This is a genomic window from Candidatus Pelagibacter sp. PS_06 (assembly GCF_059418045.1).
Genome location: NZ_CM182078.1, coordinates 770,132 through 796,898, shown reverse-complemented (window position 1 = coordinate 796,898; position 26,767 = coordinate 770,132). Strand labels below are relative to the sequence as shown.

Annotated in this window: 27 protein-coding genes and 1 tRNA gene; 17 read left to right on the top strand and 11 right to left on the bottom strand. The window is 30.7% G+C overall.

The annotated features are described in order from the left end of the window. Nucleotides 1-3: 3 nt before the first annotated feature. The 4 genes from AC5SLZ_RS04035 to AC5SLZ_RS04020 are packed head-to-tail and all read left to right on the top strand — an operon-like array spanning nucleotide 4 to nucleotide 3,951. Nucleotides 4-1,065: a quaternary amine ABC transporter ATP-binding protein gene (locus tag AC5SLZ_RS04035; protein WP_494615045.1), complete on the top strand. Its 1,062-nt coding sequence runs from the start codon at nucleotides 4-6 to the stop codon at nucleotides 1,063-1,065. Next, a complete protein-coding gene (locus AC5SLZ_RS04030; RefSeq protein WP_494615044.1) occupies nucleotides 1,058-2,560 on the top strand; it encodes an ABC transporter permease in 1,503 nt (500 codons plus the stop codon). Before AC5SLZ_RS04035 ends, AC5SLZ_RS04030 begins: the two co-directional genes overlap by 8 nt. 9 nt (nucleotides 2,561-2,569) lie before the next feature. After that, on the top strand, nucleotides 2,570-3,178 hold the full coding sequence (locus tag AC5SLZ_RS04025) for a LysE/ArgO family amino acid transporter (protein ID WP_494615043.1): 609 nt from the start codon (nucleotides 2,570-2,572) through the stop codon (nucleotides 3,176-3,178). 5 nt (nucleotides 3,179-3,183) lie between these two features. Then, complete coding sequence (locus tag AC5SLZ_RS04020) at nucleotides 3,184-3,951, top strand: alpha/beta fold hydrolase (protein WP_494615042.1); 768 nt, start codon at nucleotides 3,184-3,186, stop codon at nucleotides 3,949-3,951. On the opposite strand, the gene hisD is transcribed toward AC5SLZ_RS04020, so the two are convergent. Next, complete coding sequence (gene hisD, locus AC5SLZ_RS04015; RefSeq protein ID WP_028036810.1) at nucleotides 3,948-5,234, bottom strand: histidinol dehydrogenase; 1,287 nt, start codon at nucleotides 5,232-5,234, stop codon at nucleotides 3,948-3,950. The two genes, AC5SLZ_RS04020 and hisD, sit on opposite strands and share 4 nt — an antisense overlap. A 165-nt stretch (nucleotides 5,235-5,399) precedes the next feature. Beyond that, nucleotides 5,400-6,311: a bifunctional enoyl-CoA hydratase/phosphate acetyltransferase gene (locus tag AC5SLZ_RS04010; RefSeq protein ID WP_494615041.1), complete on the bottom strand. Its 912-nt coding sequence runs from the start codon at nucleotides 6,309-6,311 to the stop codon at nucleotides 5,400-5,402. Between the two features lie 73 nt (nucleotides 6,312-6,384). Between AC5SLZ_RS04010 and AC5SLZ_RS04005 the strand changes: the two genes are divergently transcribed. Beyond that, entirely contained in the window at nucleotides 6,385-7,527 is a 1,143-nt protein-coding gene (locus AC5SLZ_RS04005) for an epoxide hydrolase family protein (RefSeq protein ID WP_494615039.1), read from the top strand. Between the two features lie 110 nt (nucleotides 7,528-7,637). On the opposite strand, the gene AC5SLZ_RS04000 is transcribed toward AC5SLZ_RS04005, so the two are convergent. Continuing rightward, nucleotides 7,638-8,603: a MarR family transcriptional regulator gene (locus AC5SLZ_RS04000; protein WP_494615038.1), complete on the bottom strand. Its 966-nt coding sequence runs from the start codon at nucleotides 8,601-8,603 to the stop codon at nucleotides 7,638-7,640. A 102-nt stretch (nucleotides 8,604-8,705) separates the two neighbouring features. Here AC5SLZ_RS04000 and AC5SLZ_RS03995 point away from each other — a divergent pair, with 102 nt between their 5' ends. Next, the gene (locus AC5SLZ_RS03995) at nucleotides 8,706-9,029 is read left to right on the top strand and encodes a hypothetical protein (protein ID WP_494615037.1); all 324 of its coding nucleotides are present in this window, start codon (nucleotides 8,706-8,708) and stop codon (nucleotides 9,027-9,029) included. On the opposite strand, the gene AC5SLZ_RS03990 is transcribed toward AC5SLZ_RS03995, so the two are convergent. The 4 genes from AC5SLZ_RS03990 to AC5SLZ_RS03975 all read right to left on the bottom strand — a co-directional run bounded on the left by AC5SLZ_RS03990 (nucleotide 9,026) and on the right by AC5SLZ_RS03975 (nucleotide 13,772). Next, the gene (locus AC5SLZ_RS03990; RefSeq protein ID WP_494615035.1) at nucleotides 9,026-10,030 is read right to left on the bottom strand and encodes an Ldh family oxidoreductase; all 1,005 of its coding nucleotides are present in this window, start codon (nucleotides 10,028-10,030) and stop codon (nucleotides 9,026-9,028) included. The genes AC5SLZ_RS03995 and AC5SLZ_RS03990 overlap by 4 nt on opposite strands. 2 nt (nucleotides 10,031-10,032) lie before the next feature. Beyond that, the gene (locus tag AC5SLZ_RS03985) at nucleotides 10,033-11,943 is read right to left on the bottom strand and encodes an ABC transporter permease (RefSeq protein ID WP_494615034.1); all 1,911 of its coding nucleotides are present in this window, start codon (nucleotides 11,941-11,943) and stop codon (nucleotides 10,033-10,035) included. A gap of 1 nt (nucleotide 11,944) precedes the next feature. Continuing rightward, complete coding sequence (locus AC5SLZ_RS03980) at nucleotides 11,945-12,742, bottom strand: ATP-binding cassette domain-containing protein (RefSeq protein WP_494615033.1); 798 nt, start codon at nucleotides 12,740-12,742, stop codon at nucleotides 11,945-11,947. 88 nt (nucleotides 12,743-12,830) lie between these two features. Then, a complete protein-coding gene (locus AC5SLZ_RS03975; protein ID WP_028036818.1) occupies nucleotides 12,831-13,772 on the bottom strand; it encodes an ABC transporter substrate-binding protein in 942 nt (313 codons plus the stop codon). Nucleotides 13,773-13,963: 191 nt separating this feature from the next. Between AC5SLZ_RS03975 and aptA the strand changes: the two genes are divergently transcribed. From aptA to AC5SLZ_RS03950, 5 genes are all read left to right on the top strand, one after another. Beyond that, nucleotides 13,964-15,310 (top strand): omega-aminotransferase AptA, encoded by a 1,347-nt coding sequence (gene aptA, locus AC5SLZ_RS03970; RefSeq protein WP_028036819.1) that lies wholly within the window; start codon nucleotides 13,964-13,966, stop codon nucleotides 15,308-15,310. Nucleotides 15,311-15,344: 34 nt separating this feature from the next. Beyond that, nucleotides 15,345-16,463, top strand: a complete 1,119-nt coding sequence (ald, locus tag AC5SLZ_RS03965; RefSeq protein WP_028036820.1) for an alanine dehydrogenase — start codon at nucleotides 15,345-15,347, stop codon at nucleotides 16,461-16,463. Between the two features lie 4 nt (nucleotides 16,464-16,467). Then, nucleotides 16,468-18,912: a GcvT family protein gene (locus AC5SLZ_RS03960; protein ID WP_494615031.1), complete on the top strand. Its 2,445-nt coding sequence runs from the start codon at nucleotides 16,468-16,470 to the stop codon at nucleotides 18,910-18,912. 46 nt (nucleotides 18,913-18,958) lie between these two features. Then, nucleotides 18,959-19,168 carry a hypothetical protein gene (locus AC5SLZ_RS03955; protein ID WP_297682039.1) on the top strand — a complete coding sequence of 70 codons (210 nt, stop codon included), beginning with the start codon at nucleotides 18,959-18,961 and terminating at the stop codon, nucleotides 19,166-19,168. Nucleotides 19,169-19,253: 85 nt separating this feature from the next. Beyond that, nucleotides 19,254-19,330 (top strand) — tRNA-Met (locus tag AC5SLZ_RS03950). Between the two features lie 178 nt (nucleotides 19,331-19,508). Here the strand turns inward: AC5SLZ_RS03950 and AC5SLZ_RS03945 are convergent. The 3 genes from AC5SLZ_RS03945 to AC5SLZ_RS03935 form a co-directional block, all read right to left on the bottom strand. Then, complete coding sequence (locus tag AC5SLZ_RS03945) at nucleotides 19,509-20,366, bottom strand: PP2C family protein-serine/threonine phosphatase (RefSeq protein ID WP_494615030.1); 858 nt, start codon at nucleotides 20,364-20,366, stop codon at nucleotides 19,509-19,511. Nucleotides 20,367-20,407: 41 nt separating this feature from the next. Beyond that, a complete protein-coding gene (locus tag AC5SLZ_RS03940) occupies nucleotides 20,408-20,767 on the bottom strand; it encodes a group I truncated hemoglobin (RefSeq protein WP_028036824.1) in 360 nt (119 codons plus the stop codon). 318 nt (nucleotides 20,768-21,085) lie between these two features. Beyond that, the gene (locus tag AC5SLZ_RS03935; RefSeq protein WP_494615029.1) at nucleotides 21,086-21,613 is read right to left on the bottom strand and encodes an adenine phosphoribosyltransferase; all 528 of its coding nucleotides are present in this window, start codon (nucleotides 21,611-21,613) and stop codon (nucleotides 21,086-21,088) included. Nucleotides 21,614-21,619: 6 nt separating this feature from the next. Here AC5SLZ_RS03935 and AC5SLZ_RS03930 point away from each other — a divergent pair, with 6 nt between their 5' ends. From AC5SLZ_RS03930 to AC5SLZ_RS03905, 6 genes are all read left to right on the top strand, one after another. Next, nucleotides 21,620-22,144, top strand: coding sequence for a 5'-methylthioadenosine nucleosidase (locus AC5SLZ_RS03930; protein ID WP_028036826.1), 525 nt, complete (start codon nucleotides 21,620-21,622; stop codon nucleotides 22,142-22,144). Nucleotides 22,145-22,216: 72 nt separating this feature from the next. After that, entirely contained in the window at nucleotides 22,217-23,257 is a 1,041-nt protein-coding gene (speD, locus tag AC5SLZ_RS03925; protein ID WP_494615027.1) for an adenosylmethionine decarboxylase, read from the top strand. A gap of 59 nt (nucleotides 23,258-23,316) precedes the next feature. Next, the gene (locus AC5SLZ_RS03920) at nucleotides 23,317-24,168 is read left to right on the top strand and encodes a transporter substrate-binding domain-containing protein (protein ID WP_494615026.1); all 852 of its coding nucleotides are present in this window, start codon (nucleotides 23,317-23,319) and stop codon (nucleotides 24,166-24,168) included. A gap of 44 nt (nucleotides 24,169-24,212) precedes the next feature. Continuing rightward, on the top strand, nucleotides 24,213-24,905 hold the full coding sequence (locus AC5SLZ_RS03915) for an ABC transporter permease (RefSeq protein ID WP_494615025.1): 693 nt from the start codon (nucleotides 24,213-24,215) through the stop codon (nucleotides 24,903-24,905). After that, nucleotides 24,905-25,582, top strand: coding sequence for an ABC transporter permease (locus tag AC5SLZ_RS03910; protein ID WP_494615024.1), 678 nt, complete (start codon nucleotides 24,905-24,907; stop codon nucleotides 25,580-25,582). Before AC5SLZ_RS03915 ends, AC5SLZ_RS03910 begins: the two co-directional genes overlap by 1 nt. After that, on the top strand, nucleotides 25,583-26,371 hold the full coding sequence (locus AC5SLZ_RS03905) for a phytanoyl-CoA dioxygenase family protein (protein ID WP_028036831.1): 789 nt from the start codon (nucleotides 25,583-25,585) through the stop codon (nucleotides 26,369-26,371). On the opposite strand, the gene AC5SLZ_RS03900 is transcribed toward AC5SLZ_RS03905, so the two are convergent. Then, on the bottom strand, nucleotides 26,361-26,750 hold the full coding sequence (locus AC5SLZ_RS03900) for a DUF6165 family protein (protein WP_494615023.1): 390 nt from the start codon (nucleotides 26,748-26,750) through the stop codon (nucleotides 26,361-26,363). The genes AC5SLZ_RS03905 and AC5SLZ_RS03900 overlap by 11 nt on opposite strands. Nucleotides 26,751-26,767: the final 17 nt, after the last annotated feature.

Sequence of the window (26,767 nt, the reverse complement as noted above, 5' to 3'; positions counted from 1 at the left end):
TAAATGGATTCTTCTGGATCAGCAATTAAAATTGAAAATGTTTGGAAAGTGTTTGGCAACACTTCGAGCGAAGCATTAGATGCTATCCAAAATAAAAAAATTTCTAAGAATGAAGCCTTGGAGAAATATAACTCAGTTATAGGTGTATCTGATGTTTCTTTTGATGTTAAGCAAGGTGAAATATTTTGTGTAATGGGCCTTTCAGGTAGTGGAAAATCAACATTAGTTAGGCATATTAATAGACTTTTAGAACCAACATCTGGCAAGATTTTAATCAACGGTCAGGATGTAATGACGCTTGATAGAGATAATTTACAAGAATTAAGAAATAAAAAAATTGGCATGGTATTTCAAAACTTTGCACTAATGCCTCATAGATCTGTTGTAGATAATATAGCGATGCCTCTTGAAATAAGAGGGGTAAGTAAAAATGATAGATTGGATGCAGCTAATAAAATTTTAGATATCGTAGAATTGCAAGGTTGGGGAAATAAATTTGCACATGAATTATCAGGTGGTATGCAACAAAGAGTAGGGCTTGCAAGAGCATTAGCTGCTGATCCAGATTTTTTATTAATGGATGAACCTTTTAGTGCATTAGATCCTTTAATAAGAAGACAACTTCAATCTGAGTTTATTAAACTTTCAAAACAAATGAAAAAAACAACTGTTTTTATTACTCATGATTTAGATGAAGCTGTAAGAGTAGGTCATCGTATTGCAATTATGAGAGATGGGAAGGTAATTCAAATTGGAACTCCAGAAGAAATCGTAGTAAGCCCAGCAGATGACTACGTTGCTGATTTTGTTAAAGGTATTTCTAGACTAAAAGTTGTTCAGGCAAAATCAATAATGCAAACGGTTGAAAATTTTGAAAATAAAAATGGAAAAATTACAAATGATTTAGAAATTGTTAACGAGAGTGATTTGCTAAGTAAACTTATTGAAACCTCGGCATCTAAAGATAAGCCAATAATTGTAAATAATAATCAAAATAAAATTGTTGGTGTTATATCGCAGTCAGATCTTTTAAAAGCAGTTATTGAAGGAGAAGATAGTGAGTAAAGAACTAAACAACCCTTCAAGGTCTCAGTTAATAACTGATTTTGTCAAAACAAATCCAGAATATTATATTGAGAAATTTCAACAAATAGGTAGTAAACCTACTTTTTCTTTTTCATTTAATCTATATGCAGCAATTCTTGGACCAATTTGGTTTGGAATGAGAAACATTTGGAATTGGGCTTTAACTTTTCTAATTATTGAAACTTTTTCTGTTGTTCAAATAATAAGAGGTTTATTTGGGAATATCACAAAAGATGCTATTCAAAAAATAGAACAGGTCCAATCAACAATTGCGTTTAGAAATAAGCAATTAGAAGCAGCTATTACCAATAATCCTGATAAAGTTGATGTCTATAAAAGAAATATCAAATCATTAGAAGACGCCATGCAAGGCTATATTGATGAAGTTAGTAGAATTGAAGCATCAGCCATTTGGATAACAATTTTTGGAATAGTACTTTTGATTTCAATTAAGATTGTCCAAGGTGTTCTTGCAAACTCTCAATTAGAAAAAAGATATTCTGAATGGTTATCTGACAAATCAATAAGCCCTGGTATGCAAACTAAAAACTATATTTTAAGTACAGTTTTTGCTTCTGTAATTATGTTTTTTTCAGTAGTGCACTACAGTTTTCCAGGTTTAATTGTAATTATGAATGAATTTCCAACCCACCCAGATATCAGATTAATCTCAATTGCCTGGGTAGAAAAAATTTTTAATTATGCTGTATTAAAAGGAGATGCGTTATTTACTGCAATTACAATTGGTATTAGATCTGTTTTAGATTTTTTAGAATTATTGTTTGTTAAAACACCTTGGATAGTAATTATTACAGCAATAGTTACATTAACGGGGTTATCTGCTGGCCCTAGAGCCGCAATCTATTCAGCTGGTTTTTTATGTTACATGGGTTTTTTAGGTTTTTGGGTTAAAGCAATGACAACACTAGCTTTACTTGGAACTGCAGCAATTTTAAGTATCGCAATTGGAATACCGCTTGGGATTTTTTGTGCAAGACGACAAAGATTTTATTCAATGATAAGACCAATAATGGATTTTATGCAAACAATGCCAGCGTTTGTATTTATGATTCCAGTTATCGCATTCTTTGGAACTGGAAAAGTTGCAGCGGTAATTATTACGATGATATTTGGTGGAACTCCTGTTGTTAGATTAACAGTGCTTGGATTAAGAGGAGTTCCTGAGACAATCAGGGAAGCTGCAATAGCTTACGGTGCAAGTAAATGGTATTTACTTAGAAAGGTGGATTTACCTTTAGCTACTCCATCAATTTTAGCAGGTGTAAACCAAACTGTAATGTTAAGTTTAGCAATGGTTGTAGTTGCATCACTAATTGGAGCAAAAGGTTTAGGACAAGATGTATTAGAAGCTTTACAATACGCTAATGTTGGTCAAGGTATTCTTGCAGGTGTTGCAATATTATTCGTGGCATTAATTTTAGATAGGGTTGTTCAAGGTAAGAAAAGAGTTTAATAAACCCTAATGGAATTTTTATTATTAGGTTTCTTTACTGGCCTAAGTCTTATTTTAGCAATAGGTGCTCAAAATATTTTTGTAATTGAACAAGGGTTAAAAAAACAACATGTATTTCTTGTTTGTATAGTTTGCTCTGTTTCAGACTTAATTTTAATTTTTCTTGGGATATTTATTTTTCAATTTTTTAATCAGCATTTTAATTCAATTGTTGAATTAATATTCAATATAGCTTTAGTCATTTTTCTAATACATTTTATTTATGCAAAAATAAAGAATTATAATACAGCAGTTAATTTTGATACAGATTTAACCAGTATTACAGTAATTAATATTTTTTTAAAAACTCTAGGATTTACATATTTAAATCCACATGTTTATTCTGATACAGTATTCTTTTTAGGAAATTTTTCAAAAAATTTCATAATTAGTCAAAAAATATTTTTTGGAGTAGGTGCTTCAATTGCATCTTTTTTATTTTTTTTCTTAATTGGATATCTTTCAAAATATCTGTCTAAATATGCAAAAAGTAAAAAAATTTGGAATACAATTAATATCTCAATAATTATTTTTATGAGTTTTTTAACATTGTTTATTATAACAAAAATGATTAATTAAATATCATGAGTAAAATTTATATAGATGATGTAGGTGAGGGATATCCCTTAGTATTAGTTCATGGTTATTTAGGCTCATCTGAAATGTGGTGTAATCAAAGAAATTTTTTTTCAAAATTTTGTAGAGTTATATCACCAGCTTTACCAGGATTTGGTGAGAGTAGTGGTGTTCAATCATTAGACTCAATTAGCAAAATGGCTAAATTTGTAATTGATATAATTGATGAAAAAAAAATAGATAAATTTAATTTACTTGGTCACTCAATGGGTGGAATGATAGTTCAAGAGATAATTAAAATAAGAGGTAACAGAGTTAATAAATTAATTTGTTTTGCAACAGGATCTATTGGCGAAATACCCGGAAGATTTGAAACAATTGATGAAACGAGAAAAAGATTAAAAGAAGAAGGTACAACCATATCATTCTCAAGAGTTCCAAAGAAATGGTTTGTAAAAGGAGATCAAGATAGAAATTATTATTTATGTGAGAATGCTGTTCAAAATGTTTCTCTAGAGACTGCTGAAAACGCGCTTAAAGCGATGAAAAATTGGTCAGGTATTGAAAATTTAAAAAATATTAAAAATGAAACATTAATTATTTGGGGTGATAAAGATACGGCTTATAATTTTGATCAAGTTGATACACTTAATAAAAATATTACTAATAGTAGATTAGAAATCTTTAAAGATTGTAGTCACAATGTTCATCTTGAAGTACCAGATAAATTTAATGATTTAATTAAGAGTTTTGTTAATCAAAAAACTAGTTATTAGTTTGAATAACCATATTTTTTTAACCTGACATCACCCGTTCTAGCGTGAGCTTCCATTCCTTCGTATCTAGAAATTCTAGCAGCTGCAGCTCCAACTAATTCAGTAGACTCTTTAGTCATTCTTTGGAAACTTAATGTTTTAACAAATTTTCCAACAAATAAACCACCAGTATATCTTCCGGCACCTTTAGTGGGTAAAATATGGTTTGTTCCAGAACATTTGTCACCATAAGCCACTGTAGTTTCTTCACCAATAAATAATGAACCATAGTTTGTTAATCTGTCATGAAACCATTGTAGATTTTCTGTTTGTACCTCTAAATGTTCAGGTGCGTATTCATCACTAATTTTAACCATTTCTTCATCTGTATCACAAAGAACAACTTCACCATAATCTCTCCAAGCAGCATCAGCATTCGTTCTTGGAACTTCTGGCAGTTCAGCAATTAATTCAGGAACTCTTTTCATTACTTTTTCAGCGAGATCTTTGCTTGTTGTGTATAACCAGCAAGGTGAATTATAACCATGTTCAGCTTGACCAACTAAATCAACAGCTACAATTTCTGGATCTGCTTTAGCATCAGCAATAATTCCAATTTCAGTAGGACCTGCAAACAAGTCAATTCCAACTTTACCAAATAAAATTCTTTTCGCTTCAGCAACAAATTGATTACCAGGACCAACTATAATGTCAGCTGGAGGGTTATTAAATAAACCATTTGTCATAGCAGCAATAGCAGGAACACCACCTAAGTTTAAAATTACATCGGCTCCACATAAATCAGCCGTATATATAATTGTAGGATGAGCACCCACACCTTCTTTTGGAGGGCTACAAGCTATTACATTTTTAACACCAGCAACTTTTGCAGTTGTTACACTCATTACAGCCGAAGCTATATGAGCATACCTTCCACCAGGCACATAACAACCAGCAGTGTTTACAGGAATAAGTTTTTGACCTGCAAATAAACCATCTGATAATTCTACTTCAAAATCTTGACCATAATTTTTTAATTGTGCTTCTGCAAATTTTCTAACTCTGTCATATGAAAACTGAACATCATCTTTAGTTTTTTGATCAAGTGTTTTTTTAATCTCTTCAATTCTTTCTTTAGAAACAATAATGTCACCGTCGTACTTATCAAATTTTTTTGTTAAATCGATACAACCTTGTTCTTTTGTGTTTTCAATATCTTTTAAAAGATCTTGAACTATTCCAGTTGTTTTTGTGTCGTCAGTAGAGGATGTTTTGGGTGATTTTTTTAAGTATTGTATTGCCATTGAATGTTTCCTTTGTTTTGAAAGGATCTTAATAAAGTATAAAGTGCTTCAATTCAATATTTTAAAAATATAATCTATAACCAATATTTACACTCACAACACATAAGATTATGACCAACAAATAAAGACTTATATAATCAATTGGTCTCATTTTAATACCATGTATTAATCTAGGGCAACCACAGCTGCAGCAATAGATGCTAATCTTGCTTGAGCCTCATCTGATCTACTAGTAATTACAACTGGAACTTTTCCACCTACAACAACTCCTGCGGCACAAGCTCCCATAAAATATATCATCAATTTAACTAAACTATTTCCAGTTTCAACACTTGGAACCAACAAAACGTCAGCTACACCTGCAACAGAATTTTTAATTCCTTTTATTACAGCTGATTTTTTTGAAACACAGTTGTCAAATGCAAGCGGCCCAAAAACATCTGCTTCTAAATTTTCTTCTTTAGCTAATTTAGTTAATTCAGCTGCATCCAAAGAACTCGGCACACTATCAAGAACTTCCTCTGTAGCAGATAAAACTGCAACTTTTGGTCTTGATATTCCTATTCTATTTGAAAAATTTATTACATTTTTAAGTATATGCATCTTAGTTTTTACATTCGGTAACACATTTAAAGCACCATCTGTTATGATTAGAGGTTTATCATCTTTTTTTACAGTCATATGCCAGATATGACTTAATCTAGTTTTACCCAGTAAATTATATTCTCTTTTAAGAATTTCTTTCATTAGTATATCGGTATGTATATGACCTTTGACTATGATCTTAACCTTATCTGCACTTGCAAGCTTAGCAGCTATTTTTGCAGTATTATTTTCAACAGGCTCATCAATTATTTCGTAATCTGAAATATCCCATTTTAAATCTTCAGCACATTTTAGAATTTCTTTTTTATCACCAATAAAAATAGGCTCGATTAAATTTTCATTGACCGCATCTTGAACAGAAAGCATAGGTAAAGGTTTTCCAGCATTTACAACAGCAACTTTCACACCTTTTTTTTTATGAGCCTCATCTAAAAGGTTATTTGGGCAGACTATTTCTTTATTTGAAAGCATGAATAATGATTATAAATAATTTTTAAAATGTATATAGTTGTTTTTATAGTTATTGATAACAAATTAAGACAAAATGATTAAAGATTTTAAAATTAATGTATCTGATGAGCAGATTTTTAATATTAATTCAAAAATAAAGAGTTACCCATGGTCTTCAATTGAAGACATGGATGAATGGACTCATGGGACTAACAAACAATATCTAAAAGAACTATGTGAGTATTGGGTTACAGATTTTAAATGGAAAAAACATGAAAAATTAATAAATAGTTTTTCAAATTTTAAAACTATTATTGATGATATTGATATTCATTTTATAGAAGAAAAGGGAAGTGGAAAGAACCCAAGACCTTTACTATTAATGCACGGATGGCCAGGATCAATTGTTGAATTTTTAGATGTTATAAAACCCTTGGCACATCCAGAAGATTTTGGAGGTAATATTGATGATGCATTTACCGTTATAGCTCCATCTTTACCTGGCTTTGGTTTTTCAGGAGCATCAAAAAAACCTATTGGTCCAAGAAAAATAGCAGAATTTTTGAATAAATTAATGACTGAAAATTTAAATTACAAACAGTATGTAGCTCAGGGAGGTGATTGGGGCGCAACTATTGCTAACTGGTTAGGATATGATCACTCTAATAACTGTAAAGCTATTCATATTAATTGTTTAACCATGAGACATCCTGATGGTCCTCAAACAGATGAAGAGAAAAAATGGCAAAAAAAATTTGATAAAGATCAAATTATTCAAGATGGGTATAGAACTCAGCAAGCAACAAAACCTCAAACACTAAGTTATGCTATGATTGATAGTCCAGTTGGAATAGCTGCTTGGATTATTGAAAAGATGCATGGATGGTCTGATCTAAAAGACAATAAAATTGAAAGTACTTTCTCTAAAGATGTGTTGTTAGCAAATATTATGACTTATGTTTTAACAAATACTTTCAATACTGCATCTTGGATATACTTCGGAAGACGTGAAGAAGGTGGACGTTATTTTCCAAAAGATTTTAAGCAAATCGCTATCCCAACTGGAATTGCAATTTTTCCAAAAGAAATGTCTGAATGGCCGCCAAAATCTTATATTGAAAGAATTTTTAATATTAAACAAATGAGTAATATAATTGAGGGTGGTCATTTTGCAGCATTAGAAAAACCTAGACTGCTAATCGATGATATTAGAAAGTTTTTTGCAAAGCTTCGGTAATAAATTAAAAATAATAATTAATAGAATTTTTATCTAAGATAACACCTATTTGTTAATAGTTAATTATACTAAGATTAGCTCTAATAGTTTCGTTAAATGTTTTTGAAAGATTATTGAGAATTAATTACTTTAATTTGATTAAACAATCTATAAACCAAATGACTTAAACTTAACATATTCATTTCTTGTAACTTAGCTGTTCTTTTAAATGTGCTATCTTTCATATCTAAAGAAATTAATTTTTTTTCATTTATATATAAAAATTTATTTTCTATTAACCATTTTAGTTTTCTTACAACTGTTGGTCTTGGGATTCCTGTGATTTCTGAGATTGACATTGCATTAACACCCCTAGGGTCAGATCCCATAATCTCTTCTCTCCATGATTTCATAGTTGATTTAGAAGGTTTGAATTCTTTATTTTGAGCAGCATTCACCACCACAACCTGACCAATACAAAAAGTTTCAAGATCATTTACTTCTTTTTTCCATCTATTTAGATAAATAAACATGAATTTGTAAAACTGATACCAACAAAAAGTAAAATTATTTTTGATGGATTTATTGATTTCATTTAAGTCAAAAATATTATTTGATAGTTTGTCTTTTTTTAATAACTTATTAAACTCATGTAACAGAATACAAAGTTCTGAAAGAGTATTTTTAGCTTGGGCAGTATGGATTGCAGTTCTATTCAAAAATATTTTTTTTCCAATTTTTTTAATCTCTCCCATTTTTTCTAATTCTGCAACTTTACGTCTTACACTTTCTTTAGGTATCTCAAGGTCTTTAGAGATGTCTGAAATATTAATCTTTTCTATTTCTAAAACTCTATCTTTATAGAAGGTGTCGTAATCAATATTAATTCCATTTCTTCTATAAAATAAAAGGTCTTTATTAATTAGATAAATAATTATGACATATTTATCGATATCATTGTAATTCTTGTAAGCTCCAACAAACCAATTACTTGTCATCGATATAAAAAAAGGACCTAGAGAAGAGTAGTTATTTCTTATTACTTTTAAGATATTTTTTTCATCAATTTGTGCGGATATACTTGGTAGAGCATTCATAATTATTAAAAAACCCAATTTGACCATTAAAATATTAATGTCAACCCATTTTGAGCATTTGTTCTAGTTCAAGGTTAGATTTTATGTGGTTTATTGTTAAATATGAGCACTGAAAATTTAATTAAATTACCCGAAACGAACGAATACAAGACCCCAATAATTAATGAAGGTGCTCTAAGTCATGAACCAAATTTAGTTAATAGAATTAATTTAGTAAATGAAACTAATTTAGTTAATAGAACTAACTTAGTAAATGAAACTAATTTTATTAAAAGAACTAACTTAGTTAATAAAACTAAAAGAACATGTGTTAATGCCCTTAACCAAAGACTTTATAATTCACAAAAAAAAGATAAATTTAAAAATAGAGCTATAATTTTTACTATTTTCTTCTCGGTTGGAATTATTGGTTTTATCGCAGGTTAAGAATTTAATATTTCTAAATCTTTTTTAATAACATTAGAAATTGAAATTTCTTTTTTAATATTTTGTTTATATCTATTAAATTTATTTTGCCCAGGATACATTATTTCTTTAACTCCTTTAATTTTAGGAAGTTTTTTAATTATTTTAATATTGTCTTTAATTCTTTGATTATAATTTCTTTGAAATAAATTTACTTTAAATGTTATAAATAAGTGTCCAATGTTTTGGGGGCCAGAAAAGTCATCAAATGGATCTTTAACTCTTCCTGCATGATTACCACCCGTTAACACTCCACTTAAAATATCCACCATCCAAGCAAGACCCGAGCCTCTAAATCCTGCAATCGGAAGTTGAACACCCTCTAAAGCTTTTTTAGCATCTGTTGTTGGTTTTCCAAATTTATCCAATGCAACACCCTCAGGTATCTTTTGATTATTTCTTGCAGCAACTCTAATTTTTCCTCTATTTATCATTGAGATTGAAGTATCTAAAATAAATGGAATTTTAGACCCTGTAGGAGTTCCAAAGCAAACAGGATTTGTTCCAAATAAAGTTTTTAAAGCACCATGTGGAGCAACAGCAGGTGGTGCATTGGTATAAATCATTGCTATTAAATTTTTCTTAACAGCTTGTTCAGCATAATAACCTGACAATCCATAGTGACCACTATTCTTAACAGCAACCATTCCAATTCCAGTTTTTTGAGCATGTTTGATTGCAGTTTTAATTCCAATATCTGCTGCAACAAAACCAATACTGTTATTTGCATCTATATGAGAAATAGATTGTGAAATTTTTTTAATTTTGATTTTAGGTTTTGGATTAATTACTTTTTTTGAAATACGATCACAGTACATTTTAAGCCTTGATAAACCATGACCATATGCACCAACTAATTCTGCATTTATTAAAGCATTAGCTGAGATTGAGGCATGATCTTTACTTAGACCAAATTTTTGAAAAATCTTGATGATTTCTTTTTTAAGAATTGGCGTTTTCACTATTAGCCTTTACCACGCCATGGAATATATTTGTCTATAAGTTTTCTTAAAGTTACATCGAATAGTAAACCAAGCATCCCCATAACAAAAATAGTGATCCAGATAACTTCATATTGGAAGTATTTTTTAGCAACATTTTCAACAAAACCGATACCTGTAGTTCCTGCTAAAAACTCAGCTGCAACAAGAGTTCCCCAACACATACCAATTGCAACCCTAACACCAGTTAAAATTTCAGGTAATGAATTTGGAAATATCACATATCTTAAAATTTGCCATCTAGAAGCACCTAAAGAGTGTGATGCGTGAATTTTTGATAATTGAGTTCCTGATGCACCAGCTCTAGCTGAAATAATCATGATAGAGAATGATACCATAAATAGTAAAAATACTTTTCCAACGTTATCAATTCCAAGTACTGATATAATAAGTGGAGCCCAAGCAAGTGGTGGCACAGGTCTATATAATTCAATTAATGGATCAAAAAAGCCTTTAGCAAATCTATTTAAGCCCATAAACAATCCAAGAGGAACTCCCAAGATAATTCCAATTACCAAACCCAATAATACTCTTAAAAAAGAGTCCCATATGTGACCCATTGGAATTGGAATTTTAAATAAACTGAACTCACCAGATACTACACTTAAAACTTTACTTTTAAAGTTAGGTTCAACAACACCAAATTCGTTATGAACAGGGTATTTGCCTGGCATTATATCTGCAATCCAATCAGGTAAAACAAAGCCAACAATTTTACTTACATCCATCATTTCAAACCACAGCAATGGAATATTTTTAAATCCTACACTTGGTTTTGATAGAAGAATAAATTTATTTAATGTATCTGATGGTTTAGGTAACCATCTACCAGAACCTTGTTCAGAACAATTTGGACCACTTGATACAATAGTTCCTGCTGGAAATAAAAGTATATCAACTAATCTTAAAGATCCTTGCTCTTTTTTTTGCACCTCATCAAATGTAAGTATAGAATTTTGCATAACATCCAATGTCTCTGGAGGAAAAATACTTGCATATTCAATTCGTCTTGCAATTTTAAGGACATCTTTAGCTAATGTTGAAGCTACTTCTTCACTATCACTTGCTGCTTTTCTAAATGTCTTAACATCATCTTTGATTTCTTTCATTACTGATTTGTACTGAAAGTTATGATTTCTTAACTTGAAGAACTCATCACTAATTACTTTTAATTCTTGAGCAGCAGCATCAAATTTTAAACCTTTATTAGTTTTAGGGATTGTTGGAACTTCAACTGTATTTTCTACAGCAGTTCCAGATGCACCCCAGCCACCTTCAGCTTTAGCATCGATTAATCTTTTATTTCGTTGTTCTGAAGTTTCATAAGGATAACCTTCCTTTTTAAATTCATTAGATAATAGTTCAATTTTACCAGCAAGTTCTGAAATTTTAATCTTTGTTTGATTTTCAAGTAAATTCTCATTTGTTAATAATGGAATAGTTGATTTAGTTTTATCGATTAAACCAATTAAAAAAGATCTATGTTGTTCACTAATTTCTTTTGAATTTATTATTTCATTTTTGAGTTTAGCTATATTTTTATTTTCAGACTTAATAATTGATGTACTTTTGAATTCCCTTTCTTCAATTGGGAATAGATATTTTAATGATAATAATGAGTCATTTACTTTACCAACTTGGCATAATTCATTAGCCGATTGAGGATAAAATGATTTAGCTATATCCCATGAATAATAAAGCCAGGTTAATAATATGACACTACTACCAACTATAATCCAGTGTGTGCCTCCCTTGGCTCTTTCAGGGTTTCCAAAAACTGCATCAACTTTTTCAGTTCTAATAAGCTTTCGGCCATACATAATGCAGCTAATAATGGCTACAATAATTGCAAAGGTAATAAATTGAGTAAACATTTTATATATCCTTACCCATTATTTCTTCTTCCATGTTCCAAATCATGGTTAAAATCTCTTCTCTTTTACTGGTAAAATCTTTTAAATTTTTGATATCTCTTAAATCTTCTTTTAATCCCATAGAAGCAAAAGGAAGATTATATTCTTTGTGAATTCTTCCAGGTCTTGGTGCCATTACATAAAGTCTTTCTCCAAGTAATAACGCTTCTTCTACTGAGTGAGTAATTAAAATAATTGTTTTTCCAGTCTCTTTCCAAATTTTTAAAACTAAAGACTGCATTTTTTCTCTAGTAAGTGCATCCAGAGCTCCTAATGGCTCATCCATTAAAATTAAATCTGGATCATTGATCAAACATCTTGCAAGAGCAACTCTTTGCTGCATACCACCTGATAATTGATAAGTGGGAGTGTTTCCAAATCCTTGAAGACCAACAATCCCTAACCATTCTTCAACTTTTTTTGCAGTTTTAATTGGATCTTCTTTTTTCATTCTCAATCCAAAATTCACATTTTCAGCAACAGTTAGCCATTCAAATAATGCTCCTTGCTGAAATACCATTCCTCTTTCAACACCTGGTCCATTAATTTCATTACCACCTAAAATTATTTGACCAGAAGTTGGTCTAAGAAACCCTGCTGTAATATTAAGTAAAGTAGTTTTCCCACATCCAGAAGGACCAAGAACTGTTAAAAGTTCTCCTTTTTTTAAAGTAAAATTTACATCTTTTAATGCGTGAACCGTCTCCCCTTTAGGTGTTTTAAAAATCATATTTAGATTTTGTGAAATCAAATCACTCATAAGAATACTTTATATTAGAATGTTTTAAAAAAATAGGCACCAACTATTTCTAATTGGCGCCTATTAAAATTTATTTTACGCTCTAAAATTATAGAGGTAAAAAGCTTGTATCAACTGCTCCGTTAGGAGTATCCATTCCTTTCAAGAAACCAGCAAGGTTTCCAGAAGTCATAGATTTTTCAGTTTCTGCAGGTGAAAGAAATTTAAATCCACCAATTGTTTCTTTCATATCAGCAACTTTCATTTCAGCATCTTTTGCAATCACGTTCATGTCTGATTTACCAGACGCGTATCTTGCGTTAGCTTCATGAGTTACTTCGATGAAAGTTCTTAACATTCCTGGATTTTCTTTCATGAACTTGTCAGTTACAGATGTAATATCAATACCTAAGATACCAGCATCTCTAGCTTCTTGAACAGTTAAAAGTCTTGATCCAACTGCAGTTGCAGCTTTGATAGAGTTACCACCAAATAGACAAGCCATAACAACGTCACCACTTACTAAAGCAGCAGCACCTTCTTCTGGGTCCATTTGAATAACATCCATTTTAGATCTGTCAGCTCCAACAACTTTCATACTTTCGTCAAAAACGTATTCAGCCATTGTTCCTAGTGGAACAGCAACTTTTTTACCTTCTAACTCAGAACCATTTGCTTTTGTAATTCCAGAAGCATTAGATGTAACACAAGTTGTTCCACCCATTCCGTATTCCATAGCAATGTCTACAAGTTTTAAAGGAGCTTTTGATTTAACAGCGTTAATGAAAGGCACTAAACCTTGTGAGTAAGAAATATCAATATCTCCTGCTAACATAGCGTCAGTCATTGCACCACCATTTGAAAAGTTAGTCCATTTAACTGGAACACCTAGAGCTTTTTCGTAAATACCTTTTACTTTGTCTTCTTGGTTTGGCGTTGGCCATTCTAGAAAGAATGCAACTCTTACTTCTTTTGCAGCTGAATTTGCAACTGAAATTGAAAGGTTAAGAGCAACGATAGACCCAAGAATAAAACTTAATATTTTTTTCATTTTTATCCTCTTGTTAATTTAATTAAATTAGTCTTATTAAAATTCAAATTTAGAGCGATGTAAAACAAAAAAAGATACTTAAGTTACAATCTATGGTTGTGTCAATATTATTCTTTTAAAGTATTTATTTTAGTCTAAAGAGGCCGTAGATTAGAAATTAGTAAATTAATAATATAAAGAGAGAAACTTTTATGAGCTCAGAAAACAGAACTTCAGTTCCAAATTCATTAAATGAACATTGGATGCCTTTTACATCTAATAAAGATTTTAAAGCAAACCCAAGATTAATTACTGAAGCTAAAGGAGTTTATTTAAAGACACATCACGGCAAAACTCAAATTGATGCAAGTTCAGGATTATTTTGTAATCCATTAGGTCATGGAAGAAAAGAAATTACAGAAGCTGTTACTAAACAGTTAGAAACTTTAGATTATGCTCAACCTTTTCAACAAGGATTTGGTGGATCATTTGAATTAGCGTCAAGAATTTCAAAACATACTCCAGGAGATTTAAACAAAATGTTTTTTACAATTTGTGGATCTACTGCAGTTGAAACTGCAATTAAAATTGCTGTTGCATATCATAGAGCAAAAGGAAACGCACAAAGATTTAGATTTGTTGGACGAGAGCGTGGTTACCATGGAATGAACATTGGTTGTGTTTCAGTAGGAGGAATGGTTAATAATGTAAAAACATTTGCAAGTATTCTAATGCCAGGTGTTCAACACATTAGACACACTCATTTACCAGAGCATAAATTTGTAAGTGGTCAACCAGAAACAGGTGACTATTTGGCAAATGATTTAGAAACTATTTGTCAAAACTTTGGTGGCGAAAATATAGCTGCTTGCATTGTTGAGCCTATTGCTGGATCAACAGGAACATTAGTTCCACCAAAAGGATATTTGCAAAAGCTTAGAGAAATTTGTGACAAACATGGAATTCTTTTAATCTTTGATGAGGTTATCACTGGTTGGGGAAGAACGGGTTCTAAGTTTGGTGCTGATGAGTTTGGTGTAACACCAGATATTATGACAATGGCAAAAGCAACTACCAATGGCGTTGTGCCTATGGGTGTTGTTGCATGTAATGATTATATTTATGATGCTGTTATGGATGATTCACCTACAGGTGCTGTTGAACTATTTCATGGATATACTTATTCTGGAATTCCAGTTGCAGTAGCAGCTGCATTAGCGGTTCAAGATATTTTTGAAAAAGATGATATTTTTAATAGGGCTAAAAATTTAGCACCTTATTTCCAAAAAGGATTGTTTTCTCTTCAAGATTTAGAGTCAGTAGACAATATTAGAGGATACGGAATGATGGGTGGTATTGATATGAAATTAAATACTAAACCAGGTAAAGCTGGCTTTGAATGTTTTAAATCTTGCTATGAAGCAGGTGTTAACTTTAAAGCAACAGGTGACTGTTTAATTATTGCTCCACAATTTGTTTGTGAAGAAAAACATATTGATGAAATTATTGATAAACTGAGAACAGGTATCACTAACTATCAAAAAAACCAAAAAAACTAATTAGTTTTTAAATAATTAATAAAAGAAAAGTGTTATGAAGATAGGCGTACCTAAAGAAATCAAACCACAAGAAAACAGAATAGGACTTACCCCTGAAAGTGTAAAAACTTTGGTATCAGAGGGTCATGAAGTTATTGTTGAAAACAATGGTGGTTTTGAAGCTGGTTTTGAAAATGATCAATACACAAATGCAGGTGCTAAAATTGCTAATACTGCGGCTGACATTTTTAATGATGCTGAAATTATAGTTAAGGTTAAAGAGCCTCAAAAAGTAGAAGTAGATATGATTAGAGAAAATCAAATCGTCTACACTTATCTACATTTAGCAGCGGCTAAAGAATTAACTGAAGGGTTAATAAAATCTAAAAGTATTAATATTGCATATGAGACTGTAACTGATGACAATGGTAGATTACCATTACTTGCACCAATGAGTGCGGTTGCAGGTAGAATGTCTGTTCAAGCAGGGGCTCATTGTTTAGAAAAAAATCAAAAAGGAAGAGGTCTTTTGTTAGGTGGTGCACCAGGAGTAACTGGAGGTACCGTAGTTATTTTAGGTGGCGGAGTTGTCGGAGAAAATGCAGCAGTAATTGCAACAGGTATGCAAGCTAAAGTTCATATTGTTGATAAATCTGAAGCAAGATTAAAGCAACTTGTTGAAATGTTTGGAGATAAAATTATTCCTGAGCAAAGTGATAAAATAGATTTAAATAAATTAGTTTCAGAGGCAGATCTTTTAGTGGGTGGTGTTTTAATCCCTGGTGCTGAAGCGCCAAAATTAGTTACCAAAGATATGATAAAATTAATGAAACGTGGATCAGTTATTGTTGATGTTGCAATTGATCAGGGTGGATGTGTTGAAACAAGTAAGCCAACAACACATGGTGATCCAACTTATATAGTTGATGATGTGGTTCATTACTGTGTAGCAAATATGCCAGGTGGAGTTCCAAGAACTTCAACACTTGCATTAAATAATGCAACTTTACCTTTTTTAGTTAAACTTGCTAACAAAGGATATCAAAAAGCACTAAGTGAAGATAAAAACTTTTTAGCAGGCCTAAATGTTCATAAGGGCAATGTTACCTACAAAGCAGTTGCTGATGTATTTGGGCACAGTTATGTTGCACCTGAAGAGGCAATCAAAATTTAAATAAATGGAAAAAGCTTTACCAAGCAGCACAAAAGTTGTTGTAATTGGTGGAGGTGTAGCGGGTTGCTCTGTAGCTTACCATTTAGCAAAATTTGGATGGAAGGATACTATTTTACTTGAAAGAGATCAGTTAACTTCAGGAACCACATGGCATGCAGCAGGTTTAGTAGGTCAGCTTGGTGCAACTGCTACCATTACAAAACTTAGAAAGTATTCACTTAATTTATACAAGGAACTCGAAAAAAAAACTGAGCTTTCAACTGGTCTAAAACAAAATGGAGCTATTACTGTAGCCAGTTCAAAAGAAAGACTTCAAGAATTATTAAGACAAGCAACTTCTGCTCAGCTTTTTGGTGTAAATGTTGAAGTTTTAGATAAACAAAAAGTTAAAGATTTATATCCTGTAATTAATGATCAAGATATTTTGGGTGGTGTTTATATGCCTGAAGATGGTCAGGCAGATCCAGTAGGGGTTACAAATGTTTTAGCAAAAGCAGCTAGAATGGAAGGAGCTCAAATATTTGAAAAAACTCCTGTTACTAAAATATTAGTAAAAAATAACAAAGTATCAGGTGTAGAGACGTCAGAAGGTATAATTGATTGCGAATATGTGGTCCTAGCAACTGGAATGTGGTCAAGACAAATTGGGGAAGATATAGGTGTGAGTGTTCCATTATACCCTAATGAACATTTTTATATCATAACTGAACCGATGAAAGATCTTCCAAAAAATCTACCTGTTCTTAGAGATTATAATGATTGTTTATATTTAAAAGAGGATGCTGGAAAAATGTTAGTTGGTATCTTTGAGCCAGGTGCAAAAAATGCATTTAAAGAAAAAGGGATAGTTCCAAATGATTTTTCTTTTGGAGAATTCCCAGATGATTTTGATCATTTCGAACCTTATTTAGAAAAATCATTTAAGAGACTTCCAATATTAGAAAATGCTGGAATTAGAAAATTTTTTTCAGGACCCGAGTCTTTTACACCTGATACTCAATATCTATTAGGAGAAACTGCTGAAGTTAGTAATTTATATACTTGTTGCGGATTTAATAGCATCGGTATTGCAAGCTCTGGAGGTGCAGGCAGAGTTACAGCAGAGTGGATGATCAATGGTTATATGAATGAAGATTTATATTCATTAGATATTAAAAGATTTCAAAAGTTTCATTCATCTAAGAAATTTATTATGAATAGAGTAACTGAAACATTGGGAGATTTATATGGAATGCATTGGCCATATAAACAACATAAAACATCAAGAGATCAAAAATTACTTCCATATCACGAAGACTTAAAAAAAACTGGTGCATGTTTTGGTCAATCAGGTGAATATGAAAGACCCATGTGGTATGCGCTAGATGATATCAAGCCAGAATACGATTACAGCTTTAATTATCAAAACTGGTATCCATCAGTTAAACATGAAAGCAAAAATACAATTGAAAATGTTGGTCTGTTTGAGCTTTCTCCTTTTTCAAAATATGAAATTAAGGGTGAGGGTGCTTATGATGAGCTTCAAAGACTGTGTACTGCAAATATCAAAGATGAAATCGGAAAATGCACCTATACACATATGCTTAATGAAGGTGGTGGTATTGAAACAGACTTAACCGTTGTATGTATTAACAAAAATCATTTTAGAATAATAAGTTCAGCAGCTGTTAGAACTCATGATAAAGCTCATATATTAAAACATTTATCTAAAGATGTTGAGTTTAAGGATGTAACAGACGATTTAATTTGTTTAGGAATTTTTGGACCCAAAAGTAGAGAGTTATTATCAAAAATTACTAATGAAAATTTATCAAATGAGAAGTTTAAATTTGGTACTTCAAAAAATATAAATATTGGATCTTTGAAAGTTTGGACACAAAGATTATCTTATGTTGGTGAGCTTGGTTATGAACTTTATATAAATAAAGATAATGGAAAAGAAATATATGATTTAATTGTTGAAACAGGAAAAAATTTTGGTCTTACTCATTGTGGTGCTCACACAATGGATACAATGAGAATGGAAAGTGGTTTTTTACACTGGGGACATGATATTTCTCCTGAAGAAAATCAATATGAAGCAGGACTAAATTTTACAATTAGTTATAAGAAACCATTCAATTTTATTGGAAAAGAAAAATTATTAGCACTTAAAAACCAAAAATTAAATAGAAGATTTGTCATGTTGATTTTAAAAGATAGCACACCAGGACAACCACTTCTATTGCATGAGGAGCCAATATATTTAGAAAATGAAATTATTGGAAAAACTACATCGGGAAACTATTCATTTAACTATGATAAAAATTTATCGTTTGGTTACATAAATTCAGAACTTACTAATGAAGAATTGCTTAATAGAGATCTTTATATTGAGATCGAAAAAAAAAAATATGAAGCTCAAATTCTTCTAAAACCCTTAAAACAGGTAAGCTTTAAAGATATTTAATTGATATTTTGGTTTTGTGCTTTATAGGTAGTTAATTATTCTTGTTATGAAAAAAACTAGTAGACAAATCAACTTATTGGATGTCTCCAAGATTGAACATAAAAGTATTAGATCTGATAAAGTTAAAACTACCGACATAAATATTTTGCTAAACAGAGTTAGGCACACAAAAAAAAATGAGTTTAAAAAAAAGATAACCTATCTATTTTTGTTATTTCTAGTAGTTGGTTTTGCAGGTATTTTTTCCTCAGTTTAACTGGAATTCAATTCTTTAATTACCAAATTTAAAATTGTTTATTGAAACATAAAAGAATTCTATTATAAACCATATTGAATTATTTGGCGGGGTAGCTCAGTTGGTTAGAGCGCAGGACTCATAAGCCTGAGGTCAGTGGTTCGATCCCACTTCCCGCTACCATAAATCAACCCTTATTTAAGGTTGAACATTTTCAAATATCAATTGCTCCACTCATGGTCCAATGAGGTAAATTAAATGGTAACATTAAAAATATGAATTTCATCATTTAAAAAACATCTACTGTGTTAGCGATGTATTAAAAGCGTGTTTAGGTTTAGCGTTAATTAGTAATTTACAACTATTCACCATTTAATACTAAAACAGTAAGATCATCCTTAATTATACTTTGCTCTTCATTTGACATATTTTGCAATGCACCAAATGCGGAAATTTCTATAAAAATATTTTCTAATTGGGTTAGAATGTTATGATTTTTGTTTTTATTTAATAAGTCTATTATACCTTTAGTTTCAATTTCAATTCCCTCAAAATCTTTACTTTCGCTTAAGCCATCACTGTATATATAAAAAATTTTTTTCTTTAATGATATTTTATTTAAAAAACTATTTAGGTCAAAATTAATAGGCTGAACTCCAAGCGGTGGAATTTTATTAGAAACATGTTCAGTAATTTCTTTATTTTCTGAAATTATACACTCTGAATGACCAGCATTTATAAATTCAATATTTTTAGATTTTTTATCGTATACAGCAAATATTCCAGTTATAAATTTTCCCGAACGTAAATTGTATAAATTATCATTTATTAATGACACAATTTCAATGAGACTCTTTTTTTCCTCAACAAAGATTTCAAACAAAGCGGTAGCTCTTGCCATAATAAGTCCTGCATCTACTCCTTTGCCAGAAACATCACCAAGAGTAAAATAGATTTTATCTCCTATATTTTTAAAATTATAAAAATCACCAGAAACATCTAAAGATGGTACATTTTTTGCTAAAAGAATATTTTCCTCATTATTCTTTGGAAACATGAGTCTTTGTACTCTTGTTCCTTTTTTAAGTTCTTTTTCTGCTGAACTTTTTCTATTTAAAAATTTTAGATTTGTTTTTTCAATTCTTTCCCATGCTTCCTTAGGTGTAAGCCCTTGTTCTTTTGCTAACGCTATTAAGTCTTCCCAATTATTAATTTTCATTAAGAATTTATATTAGCCAATTTAATTGATTATGAATTCTTTTATTTTGATACTATATGCTCTGAAAGTGGAGCTACAACGCCAATAATTGTGTCAACGTCTTGGCTTTCAACATTTAGTTCTTCCAAGGTTTTTTTAAGATGTCCAGCAACTCCATTAAAGTCTTCTTGAGATATTTTCATTCCTTGATGAGCAGTTTTCATATCAAGACCAGTATATTCTTTTGGCCCACCTAAAGCTTGGGAAATGAAATTAGTTTGGTGTGAAATCAAAACTTTCATATCAGAATTTGTAAAAAATTTTTTTAAATTTTCATCAGCCATAAGCTTTTGATAAAAATTAATAACAATTTGACCAACTGTTTTTTTTCCGCCATATTTTTCAAATAGTGTTTGAGTCATAATTTTAAAAAATATACTTATGTTTAATGTAATCAAAGTCATATTATGTTTATTTTGGGTTTTATTTGAAAGCTTTTAATAATTTTGATAAGTTAAAGCTGTTAGTGATTGGAACTAACTTTTTTTGCTCCACTCATGCTCCAATGCTCCAATAGAAGTTGACTAGAGTCTAAGTTTATGTAAATCTGAGTCTAGAAAGAAAAGAGCAGAGACAAAGGAGTTTTGAAGATGTTCTTGCTGGATGCGTTGGCTCCAAGGGTCATGGCGCAGGACTCATAAGCCTGAGGTCAGTGGTTCGATCCCACTTCCCGCTACCAATTAATGTCCTGGAAATTCTATTAAATTTTCAACTTGGTAGTTTTTTTTTACCAAATTATCAGATCCGCCTAAGTCGAATAAGTTAATTACGAATACAAATGCTGACACTTTACTTTTTGACATTTCAACAAGTTTTGCAGCAGCTTCTGCTGTACCTCCAGTTGCAATCAGGTCATCAATAATTAAAACACTATCGTTTTCATTTAAAGAGTCTTTATGAACCTCAATTGTAGCTGTTCCGTATTCAAGTTCAAAATCAATTGAATAAACATCAGCAGGTAATTTGTTTTTTTTTCTAAGCATTATAAATGGTTTTTTTAAGATATAGGAAACTGCTGATGCGAACACAAAACCACGAGACTCTATCGCTGCAATTTTTGTAAAATTATATTTTTTTGATCTTTCAACTATTTGATTAATAGTTTCTGCAAAAGCATTTTCATCTTTAATTAGAGTGGTAATATCCCTAAAAAGAATTCCTTTTTTTGGATAATCTGGTATTGATCTAATATATTTTTTTAAGTCCATTTTTTTATGAATAAATTATTTGTTGCAGCTTTGAAAGAAGAAACTGTAGGACTTAATTATTTCTATCATATTGGTGTAGGTAAAATTAACGCTACCTATAATTTAACAAAATTAATTCATAAACACAAACCATCAGAAATAATTAATTATGGTACAGCAGGGGCTGTTAAAAAAGGATTATCTGGAATTATTGAATGCACAAAATTTTACCAAAGAGACATGGATGTCAGGGGTTTGCTAGATCTTAAATTAGGTGAAACTCCATTTGATAATATTAATGAAATAATTAATTCTGATGAAGGATATTCTTGTGGCAGTGGAGATAGTTTTGTAAATAAACAAATTGAGATGGACGTAGATCTTGTTGATATGGAAGCTTATGCTTTAGCGAAAGTGTGTAAACTTGAGAGTATAGAGTTTAAATGTTTTAAATTCATATCAGATAATGCAGATGATAATGCTCCCGTAGATTGGATAGAAAATTGCAAAAAGGGAGCTAAATTATTTCATATTAAGGTGAGTGATTTCTAGTTTAGCGATTATATATTTTAATTGAAAATAGTGCTAATATCTATATTAAGGCTTTTTTAAACTATAATACTTATGACTAAAGTTGGTGAGCACATTACCTTAGATATTATTGGAACCACCAAGGAATATGATCCTTCTGTTTATGAAAAAGTAATTCACGATATTGCTAAAGCCGCAGAAGTTACAATCTTAAATATTTTAAAATATAAGTTTGAACCACAAGGTTTTACTATTTTAGCTTTATTAGCTGAAAGTCATATTAGTTTTCATACATTTCCTGAAAAAGGAATAATTAGTTTTGATTTTTTTACATGTGGAAAAGTAAATCCATCAATTGCAATTGATATTATAAAAAAAGAATTTGCACATAAAAGAATTGTAAAAAAAGAATTTAATAGAGATACAAAATCTCTTTATCATGACATTTATAGTTCGCCAGGTTTACAAAAATCTTATGTAGTAAATGATGTACTTGAAGATTTTAAATCTAAAGTTGGACAACATGTTGAGATTTTAGAATTAGAACAGTTTGGCAAATCTTTATTTATTGATGGAGAAATACAGGTTGCTGCTACAGACGAGCATTTATATAGTTCTACATTTGTTGGTGCTGGTCTTAATTTAAATAAAAATAATGAAAGAGCTGCAATTATTGGTGGTGGAGATGGTGGTGTTGCAAGGGAATGTATTTCTAAAGATTTTAATTTTGTAGACTGGTTTGAACTGGATCCTGAAGTTGTCGATGTGTGCAATAAACATTTGGGGGATATTGGAAAAAAAGCAACTGAGAAAAATTCTGTAAAATGTGTTTGGGGTGATGCTTTTGAAAGTATAAAGTCAGTAGAAGATGATACATATGATCATATTTTTGTTGATCTTAATGATGATCAATTTTGTATAGATCTTGCTGCTAAAAATATGGATTCTATGATTAGGATTTTAAAGCCTAAGGGCGTAATTACTGCTCAGGTTGGAAGCCAAGATAAGAAACCAAAACAAGTAGATAGTTGGCTAAATGTATTTAATCATCATTTTGGAAATACTAAATTATCTAGAATTTATATCCCTAGTTTTGATTGTTCTTGGAATTTTTCATCGTCAATCAATCATTAATTTTTCTTTTTAAATTATTAAATCTGTGAAATAATTGTTCTAATTTAAAGGAGAAAATAATGAATATATTCAAAAAAACTATTTTAACAGTTCTAGCTTCTTTATTAGTCATTGGAAATGTTTACGCTGACAAAATAAAAATTGGAACTGAAGGTGCTTATCCTCCATGGAACTCTAAAGATGCTTCAGGCAATCTTATTGGTTTTGAGGTTGAGTTAGCAAAAGAACTTTGTGCAATCATGAAACATGAGTGTACTATCGTTGAGCAAGATTGGGATGGAATGATTCCAGCTTTGTTAATGAGAAAGTTTGATGCGATTATGGCTGGAATGTCAATTACTGCTGAAAGACAAAAAACAATTACTTTTTCACAAGGTTATGCGGATGAAGTAGCATCACTTGCAGTAATGAAAGGTTCAAGCTTAGAAGGCATGGATACTCCAGAAGGTGTTAACTTAACTTTAGGTGGATCTTCTGTTAAAAAAGCGCTTAAAACTATAACAGGTGCACTTGCTGGTAAAACTGTTTGTACTCAAACAGGAACTATTCACCAAAACTTTTTAGAGTCTGGTGATGTTGGAAGTGTAAATGTTAGAACTTACAAAACTCAAGATGAAGTTAACTTAGATCTTACTTCTGGAAGATGTGATGTTGCATTAGCTGCAGCTGTTGCATTTACAGACTATGCTGACAAATCAGGTAAGCCAGTTACATTAGTTGGACCAACTTTTTCAGGTGGTGCATTTGGTAATGGTGTTGGTGTTGGTATCAGACAAGGTGGAGATGATGCGATCGGTAAAAGAGACGCTAAACTTCTAAAAGACTTCAACAAAGCAATTGATAAAGCTAGAAAACAAGGAATTATTAGTAAACTTGCTATTAAGCACTTTGGTTTCGACGCTTCTATGTAATTAATTTCAGATTTGGCGACTATAATATATAGTCGCCAATCTATATGGAACTTCTCGCATTTGGTAAAACAGGCTGGGGTGATGAATTATTTTATGCAACCCTAATGACCATAGCTGTCTCTGTTACAGCAATGTTTATTGGATTTTTCTTTGCACTTATATTCACTCCTTTAAAATTATCTAAGTATAAATCTTTAAATTTAATTGGAAACTTTTACACAACCGTCATTCGTGGTGTTCCTGAACTTTTAGTAATTTACCTTTTCTTTTTTGGTGGAAGTGGTGCAATTATGTATGTCGCGTCAATCTTTGGCTACTATGAATATATCGAGATTAATGCTTTTATAACTGGCTCTATGGCAATTGGAATAATCTCAGGTGCTTATTCAACCGAAGTATTTCGTGGAGCAATTCAATCAATTGATAAAGGTCAATTTGAAGCTGCTAAAGTGTTGGGTATTAGTAAATTTGCTCAATTTTACAAAATAATATTACCCCAAATGTTAAGACTAGCTATTCCAAATTTAAGTAATGTTTGGCAGATCACTTTAAAAGATACTTCTCTTATTTCAGTCACAGGACTTGTTGAGATAATGAGACAATCATATATTGCAGCAGGTTCTACTAGAGACCCATTATTCTTTTACTCATTTGCTGCTGTTTTATATTTGTTGCTAACTTATTTAAGCATGAAACTAATTAACAGATTAGAAGCTAGATATAGTAGGGGGTATTAATGGATTTTGATTTAATGTTTACCAGCTTCCCAAAATTACTAGGAGCAACTGTTGTTACTTTAAAACTTTTATCTGTTTCTTTATTTTTTGGTTTGTTTATCGGATTATTGTTTGCAATTTTAAGATTAAATAAAAATATCTTTATTAATAAATTTGCTTATGGATACTCTTATATCTTTAGAGGAACACCTTTATTGGTTCAGATATTTATTATTTATTTTGGATTAGGACAAATTGAATATTTAAGATCAACTTTTTTATGGGTTATTTTAAAAGAACCTTATTGGTGTGCAATTATAGCTTTTACTTTAAATACTGGTGCTTATACATCAGAGATATTAAGATCGGCATTTCAAACAATAAAACCAGGTATTATTGAAGCTGGTAAAAGTTTAGGGATATCGAATAAAATTATCTTTTATAAAATTCAAATTCCTATTGCAATTAGACAATCACTTCCTGCTTATGGTAATGAAATAATTCTAATGATGAAAGGAACATCATTAGCTAGCACAGTCACCTTAATGGATTTGACTGGTGTTGCTAAATATATTATTTCAACAACCTTTAAACCTATTGAAGTATTCATTGTTGCAGGTGGTATTTATTTGTTTATGACTTTTATAATTCATAACGTTATTAAATACTTAGAAAAAAAATACAGTTTTCAACAATAAATGTTTTTATCGGATAAACAAATTAAAGATTATCAAACTGATGGGGTGATAATTATTAAAGAAATTTTTAAAGATTGGATAGAACCATTAAGAAAAGGATTTCAAAAAGTTTTAAAAAATCCTAGTCAACATGGAAGAGAAAATGTTGATGGCAATGAGGGTAGATTTTTTGAGGATTATTGTAATTGGGAGAGAATCAAAGAGTTTAAAGATTGCATATTTAATTCATCTGGTGCTCAAATATTAGCAGAGGCAACCAATTCTAAATCAGCTCAGATTTTTCACGAACATATTTTTATAAAAGATCCTGGTACTCACAAAGAAACACCGTGGCATCAAGATATGCCTTATTATTGTGTCGATGGTAATGATACAGGAAGTTTTTGGATACCATTAGATGAAGTTGATCAGAAAAATAATCTTAAATTAGTTTTAGGTTCTCACAAATGGCCAAAGTTAATTAGACCTACAAAATGGTCTAACAATCAATCTTGGTATCAAGACGATAGTTCTTTTATGGATTTACCTTCATTAGAAGAATTTGAAAAAAATATTTTAATACCTGAGTTAAATTTAGGCGATGCTGTTCTTTTTAACTTTAAAACAGTGCATGGCTCAACTGGAAATAATACTTCTAAATCTCGAAGAGCTTTTTCAATGAGATTTATTGGTGATGACGTTAAGTATATTGATAGGGATGGACCAACTTCACCTCCTTTTGATGGTATCAGTTTAAAAAGTGGAGATTTAATGAGGGAAGACTGGTTCCCTAAGATTTTTAATAGCTAGCATACTCTTTAATTTCTTTAATCTTTGAACCTGTATGATTGTTCATTTCTAATTTAATTTTGGCTCTATCATCATTTAGGAAATGAACATCTCTTGAGAGTTTAATAAAAGATTCTGTAAAATCTTTTTCTTTTTCACACTGTCTTTTATCGTCTTCTATAACCCACAATTTAGCATTAATTTGTTTTAATGACTCAAATAGCTCATTTAGTTTTTGATCAGGTTTAACTTTGTTATTTAATTGATCTTTAAGAATTGAGTGTTCTTCATTAATAAATTTTAGTTTTTCTGGATCTTTGATTTTTTCTTGTTTAATTTCTAGGATAGAAATTTTATCCAATAACTCACCAACTGATACTTCGACTAGAATTTTATTCATTAAAAAATATACTATGT

Coding starts and splice junctions, on each gene's coding strand:
- AC5SLZ_RS04035 (WP_494615045.1), top strand. CDS start 4: ATGGATTCTTCTGGATCAGCAATTAAAATTGAAAATGTTTGGAAAGTG.
- AC5SLZ_RS04025 (WP_494615043.1), top strand. CDS start 2,570: ATGGAATTTTTATTATTAGGTTTCTTTACTGGCCTAAGTCTTATTTTA.
- AC5SLZ_RS04020 (WP_494615042.1), top strand. CDS start 3,184: ATGAGTAAAATTTATATAGATGATGTAGGTGAGGGATATCCCTTAGTA.
- hisD (WP_028036810.1), bottom strand. CDS start 5,234: ATGGCAATACAATACTTAAAAAAATCACCCAAAACATCCTCTACTGAC.
- AC5SLZ_RS04010 (WP_494615041.1), bottom strand. CDS start 6,311: ATGCTTTCAAATAAAGAAATAGTCTGCCCAAATAACCTTTTAGATGAG.
- AC5SLZ_RS04005 (WP_494615039.1), top strand. CDS start 6,385: ATGATTAAAGATTTTAAAATTAATGTATCTGATGAGCAGATTTTTAAT.
- AC5SLZ_RS04000 (WP_494615038.1), bottom strand. CDS start 8,603: ATGAATGCTCTACCAAGTATATCCGCACAAATTGATGAAAAAAATATC.
- AC5SLZ_RS03995 (WP_494615037.1), top strand. CDS start 8,706: ATGAGCACTGAAAATTTAATTAAATTACCCGAAACGAACGAATACAAG.
- AC5SLZ_RS03985 (WP_494615034.1), bottom strand. CDS start 11,943: ATGTTTACTCAATTTATTACCTTTGCAATTATTGTAGCCATTATTAGC.
- AC5SLZ_RS03980 (WP_494615033.1), bottom strand. CDS start 12,742: ATGAGTGATTTGATTTCACAAAATCTAAATATGATTTTTAAAACACCT.
- AC5SLZ_RS03975 (WP_028036818.1), bottom strand. CDS start 13,772: ATGAAAAAAATATTAAGTTTTATTCTTGGGTCTATCGTTGCTCTTAAC.
- aptA (WP_028036819.1), top strand. CDS start 13,964: ATGAGCTCAGAAAACAGAACTTCAGTTCCAAATTCATTAAATGAACAT.
- ald (WP_028036820.1), top strand. CDS start 15,345: ATGAAGATAGGCGTACCTAAAGAAATCAAACCACAAGAAAACAGAATA.
- AC5SLZ_RS03960 (WP_494615031.1), top strand. CDS start 16,468: ATGGAAAAAGCTTTACCAAGCAGCACAAAAGTTGTTGTAATTGGTGGA.
- AC5SLZ_RS03955 (WP_297682039.1), top strand. CDS start 18,959: ATGAAAAAAACTAGTAGACAAATCAACTTATTGGATGTCTCCAAGATT.
- AC5SLZ_RS03945 (WP_494615030.1), bottom strand. CDS start 20,366: ATGAAAATTAATAATTGGGAAGACTTAATAGCGTTAGCAAAAGAACAA.
- AC5SLZ_RS03940 (WP_028036824.1), bottom strand. CDS start 20,767: ATGACTCAAACACTATTTGAAAAATATGGCGGAAAAAAAACAGTTGGT.
- AC5SLZ_RS03935 (WP_494615029.1), bottom strand. CDS start 21,613: ATGGACTTAAAAAAATATATTAGATCAATACCAGATTATCCAAAAAAA.
- AC5SLZ_RS03930 (WP_028036826.1), top strand. CDS start 21,620: ATGAATAAATTATTTGTTGCAGCTTTGAAAGAAGAAACTGTAGGACTT.
- speD (WP_494615027.1), top strand. CDS start 22,217: ATGACTAAAGTTGGTGAGCACATTACCTTAGATATTATTGGAACCACC.
- AC5SLZ_RS03920 (WP_494615026.1), top strand. CDS start 23,317: ATGAATATATTCAAAAAAACTATTTTAACAGTTCTAGCTTCTTTATTA.
- AC5SLZ_RS03915 (WP_494615025.1), top strand. CDS start 24,213: ATGGAACTTCTCGCATTTGGTAAAACAGGCTGGGGTGATGAATTATTT.
- AC5SLZ_RS03910 (WP_494615024.1), top strand. CDS start 24,905: ATGGATTTTGATTTAATGTTTACCAGCTTCCCAAAATTACTAGGAGCA.
- AC5SLZ_RS03905 (WP_028036831.1), top strand. CDS start 25,583: ATGTTTTTATCGGATAAACAAATTAAAGATTATCAAACTGATGGGGTG.
- AC5SLZ_RS03900 (WP_494615023.1), bottom strand. CDS start 26,750: ATGAATAAAATTCTAGTCGAAGTATCAGTTGGTGAGTTATTGGATAAA.